At 67.1% G+C, this 4253-nt stretch carries 5 protein-coding genes; 3 read left to right on the forward strand and 2 right to left on the reverse strand.

Features of this window, described 5'->3' with window-relative positions:
• Window positions 1-130: 130 nt before the first annotated feature.
• Window positions 131-715, reverse strand: a complete 585-nt coding sequence (locus LI92_RS20020) for a TetR/AcrR family transcriptional regulator (RefSeq protein ID WP_052740875.1) — start codon at window positions 713-715, stop codon at window positions 131-133.
• 135 nt (window positions 716-850) lie between these two features.
• On the opposite strand from LI92_RS20020, the gene LI92_RS20025 reads away from it, so the two are divergent.
• The 3 genes from LI92_RS20025 to LI92_RS20035 all read left to right on the forward strand — a co-directional run bounded on the left by LI92_RS20025 (window position 851) and on the right by LI92_RS20035 (window position 3912).
• A complete protein-coding gene (locus LI92_RS20025) occupies window positions 851-1360 on the forward strand; it encodes a DUF6912 family protein (RefSeq protein ID WP_046322018.1) in 510 nt (169 codons plus the stop codon).
• A gap of 47 nt (window positions 1361-1407) precedes the next feature.
• Entirely contained in the window at window positions 1408-2571 is a 1164-nt protein-coding gene (locus LI92_RS20030; RefSeq protein ID WP_286135204.1) for a ferredoxin reductase, read from the forward strand.
• 81 nt (window positions 2572-2652) lie between these two features.
• The gene (locus LI92_RS20035) at window positions 2653-3912 is read left to right on the forward strand and encodes a fatty acid desaturase family protein (protein WP_046322019.1); all 1260 of its coding nucleotides are present in this window, start codon (window positions 2653-2655) and stop codon (window positions 3910-3912) included.
• Between the two features lie 25 nt (window positions 3913-3937).
• Here the strand turns inward: LI92_RS20035 and rsgA are convergent.
• Window positions 3938-4253: GTPase RsgA (gene rsgA, locus LI92_RS20040; RefSeq protein WP_152665568.1), on the reverse strand; the 316-nt coding region annotated here is incomplete at its 5' end.

The raw sequence follows: 4253 nt of genomic DNA on the forward strand, positions 1-4253 counted from the left end.
ATCGGCGGCCAGGAGGACCAACTCATCGACATCGCCCTGGAGATCCAGCGGGAGCGAGCCGCGAAATAACCGCGGCATGACCACACGGCGCCATCCGCCGCGACCTGGAGCAGGGAGCTGCTGTCTGCTGCTACGCGTCGTTCTTGGCGATGGCTGAGATGGCTCTTTCGAGATGACGCCGCAGTTCATCTGGTGTCGTCCGATTTTGGGCGATTGCCAGGAGGTTTGTGATCCACACATCGGCGACAAGTGCAGCGACTTGGCGGACGTGTTCGTGGCCGGCGGGACCGTGGTGGTTCAACGCGTCGGCAAGGATCTCCACCAGGCCTTCCCGCACGGCCGTGGCTCTGCGGGCGGCCGAACCGGCTGCATGGAGATAGGCGCGTGCCACGGCGTCGGCGAATCGCGGCGTCAACGACATCCGTTCGGTGAGGGAGGCGACAACGATGATCAGCCGACGGTAGGGATGGGATGGGCTGATCGGAGCCGATGGCGCCGAGGCTTGGAAATTGCTCAGCCAGGTGGTCAGGCAGTCGACCAGCAGGTCATCTTTCGAACAGAAGTGTTGGTATACAGCGCTGGGGGATACGCCGGCTGATTTCGCGATGGATCTGATCTGTACCGACTCGTAGCCGTTGGCTGCTTGGTGAAGGGCGGCCCGTGCGATGCGGCCTCGCTGCTCTGATGGTCCGGATCCGATCACGGGGTCATTCACGGACTGTGCTCCTGAACTCTGGTGATCGTCGTCGCGACCGCGCGCAAAGGCTATGACTCCGGCGAATCGGACCGTTGACGAGTTCTCGCTCACCGGAACAATCGTCTGCCGCTCGGGCGGGCTAAGGTCTGGCTCATGCGGGTTTACATCCCGGCGACGCTGGCCATGCTGGCCCAGCTGGTCGCCGACGGCTCACTGCGTCCGGTCAGCGGGACCGCATTTGCGGTGACTCCGGCGCTGCGGGAGGCTTACGCCCACGGCGACGACGACGAGCTGGCCGAGGTCGCGCTCGGCGAGGCGGCGCTGGCATCGCTGCGGCTGCTCGGCGCTGCCGCGACCGATCCGGCCGCCGAGAAGCTGCCGGTTCGGCGGGCGGTGTTGGTCGCCGAAGTCGAGGGCGTCACGGTCCGCCCCGACTTGGACGCCGGCGTGGTCCGGCTGGCGGGTCCGGTGGCGATCACCGACGTGGTCGCGGCGTATGTGGACAACGCCGCCGCCGAGCCTGCTGTGCGCGCAGCGCTGGCGGTGATCGACGACGCGGATCTCGGTGACGAGGACGCGGAGCTGACGGTCGGCGACGCCCAGGACCACGACCTGGCCTGGTACGCCACCCAGGAGCTGCCGTTCCTGCTTGACCTGCTCTGATGCCGCCCCAGCAAAGTTACGGTACCGTAGGTTCATCTATCCGGTAGATGAACAGGGACACCGTCGTGAGCAAAAAGCAATCGGCCATCGTCGCGCGCCTCGGCGACACCAAGCGGGCGACCGCCGCGGGGGCCGACCGGCATCCGGCGTGGAACGCCTTGCGGCGCATCGCAACACAGATCACCACGCCGCTGCTGCCGGATGACTATCTGCGACTGGTCAACCCCTTGTGGTCGGCCCGGGAATTGCGCGGGCGGGTGGTGGAGGTCCGGCGGGAGACCGCGGATTCGGCGACGCTGGTCATCAAGCCCGGCTGGGGGTTTCAGTTCGACTATCGGCCCGGTCAATACATCGGCATCGGTCTGCTGGTGGATGGGCGATGGCGATGGCGTTCCTACTCGCTGACATCGGCACCGGTGCGCGGCGCCCGCACCATCGCGATCACCGTGAAGGCGATGCCGGAGGGTTTTTTGTCCAGTCACCTGGTGGACGGCGTGGCGGCCGGGACCATCGTGCGACTGGCCGCCCCGCAGGGGGAGTTCGTGCTGCCCGATCCGGCGCCGGCCTCGGTGCTGTTCCTCACTGCGGGTTCGGGGGTCACCCCGGTCATGGCGATGTTGCGCTCCCTGGCGCGGCGGGGCGACCTGGGCAACGTCGTTCACCTGCACTCGGCCCCCACCGCGGCGGACGCGCTGTTCGCCGATGAGCTGGACCGCCTGGCGCAGGACAATCCCGGTTACCGGCTGCTGTTGCGCACCACGCGCGACCAGGGCCGGCTTCAACTGCGGGGCCCGGAAGCCCTCGACGATGCGGTGCCTGACTGGCGCGAGCGCCAGACCTGGGCCTGCGGGCCGGCGGCGATGCTGGGCGACGCCGAGCGTCTCTGGTCGACCGAGGGGATCGCCGAGCGGCTGCACGTCGAGCGGTTCTCGGTGGCGCGTACCGGAGCGGTCGAGGGTGGTGGCACCATCACCTTCGCTGCCAGCGGGAAGAGCGTCGCGGCGGATGCGGCAACCACTCTGCTCGAGGCCGGCGAGGGCGCCGGAGTGCTGATGCCGTTCGGATGCCGGATGGGCATCTGCCAATCATGCGTGGTGACGCTGGTGTCGGGGCAGGTGCGGGATCTGCGCACCGGTGTCGACCACGAGGCCGGCACCCGGGTGCAGACCTGTGTGTGCGCCGCGGCCGGCGATTGCCAACTGGACGCCTGAGGGTTACCCGCTGGTAACCTACGTTGACGTAGGTTACGATATCGTAGGTACAGACGGCAAAGCATTTCCTGGAGGAAGTTAATGGCGGTTACCGACGTCGAGGTGTTTGCGCACCTCAGTGACGCCGATGTGGCGAACCTCGCTGCGGAACTGGATGCCATCCGCCGAGACGTCGAGGCCAGCCGGGGCGAGCGCGACGCGCGCTACATCCACCGCACCATCGCGGCTCAGCGACTGCTAGAGGTGGCCGGTCGGGTGCTGCTGGCGGCCGGGGATCGGCGCTGGGCGCGCTGGACCGGTACGGCGACCCTGGCCGTGGCCAAGATTGTCGAGAACATGGAGATCGGCCACAACGTCATGCACGGCCAGTGGGACTGGATGAACGATCCGGAGATCCATTCCACCAGTTGGGAATGGGATATGGCCGGCTACTCCAAGCACTGGCGCTTCACCCACAACTTCGCCCACCACAAGTACACCAACATCCTCGGGATGGACGACGACGTGGGCTACGGCCTGCTGCGGGTCACTCGCGACAATCCCTGGAAGCGCTTCAACATATTCAACCTGTTCTACAACGCCATGTTGGCGATCGGGTTCGAGTGGGGTATCGCGTTGCAGCACTTGGAGATCGGCAAGATCTTCAAGGGCCGCAACAACCGCCAGGCGACATTGGTGCGGCTGCGGGAGTTCGGCGGCAAGGCCGGCCGGCAGGTGTTCAAGGACTACATCGCGTTTCCGGCCCTGACCTCCTTGTCGCCCCGCGCATCGTTCGCCTCCACCGTGAAGGCCAATGCGATAGCCAACGTGATTCGTAGCGTCTGGGCCAACGCCATCATCTTCTGCGGCCATTTCCCCGACGGCGCAGAGAAATTCACCAAGACCGACATGGCCGGTGAGTCGCAGGGGCAGTGGTACCTCCGGCAGCTGCTGGGCAGTGCCAACATCGACGCCGGGCCGGCGATGCGGTTCTTCAGTGGCAGCCTGTCGCACCAGATCGAGCATCATCTGTTCCCCGATCTGCCGAGCAACCGCTACCCCGAGATCGCCGAGCGGGTGCGAGCCGTGTGCGAGCGCTACGACCTGCCCTACACCTCCGGGCCGTTCCTGGTGCAGTACGGCAAGACCTGGCGCACCATCGCCAAACTGTCTCTGCCGGACCGTTTCCTGACCGACACCTCCGATGATGCGCCGGAAACGCGCAGCGAGAAGATGTTCGCCGAACTCGGGCCGGGATTCTCGCGGGTGGATCCGATGACCGGGCGCCGTCGCGGTCTCAAGTCGGCTATCAGGGCGGTGCGGGGCTGGCGCAGCGGCCGGCAGGCCGAGTTGGCCGCCTGACCCGGCGGAAGCCGAATGCGACCGGTCAGCCCTCGCGCAACACTGTGAGCAACCGGCGGGCCGCGGCGACTCGGCGCTGCGCCGCCCCCGTGAGGTTGTCCAGCGCGCATTCGGGATCGGCGGGTGGACCCAGATGCCCGCAGCCGCGCGGACAGTCGGCGATGGCTTCGGCCAAATCGGAGAACGCCAGCAACACGTCGTCGGGGGCAATATGGGCCAAGCCGAACGAGCGAATCCCCGGGGTGTCGATCACCCAGCCGGAGTCCGCCAGCCGCAGGGCCACCGACTGAGTGGACGTATGCCGGCCCCGGCCGATGTCGGTGACCCGCCCCACGGCCCGG

The sequence above is a fragment of the Mycobacterium sp. UM_Kg1 genome (assembly GCF_000972925.1).
Classification (GTDB): Bacteria; Actinomycetota; Actinomycetes; order Mycobacteriales; family Mycobacteriaceae; genus Mycobacterium; species Mycobacterium hiberniae.

Bases quoted from the DNA above. Each gene is read 5' to 3' on its own strand.
- LI92_RS20025 (WP_046322018.1), top strand. From the start codon at position 851: ATGCGGGTTTACATCCCGGCGACGCTGGCCATGCTGGCCCAGCTGGTC.
- LI92_RS20035 (WP_046322019.1), top strand. From the start codon at position 2,653: ATGGCGGTTACCGACGTCGAGGTGTTTGCGCACCTCAGTGACGCCGAT.
- LI92_RS20030 (WP_286135204.1), top strand. From the start codon at position 1,408: ATGAACAGGGACACCGTCGTGAGCAAAAAGCAATCGGCCATCGTCGCG.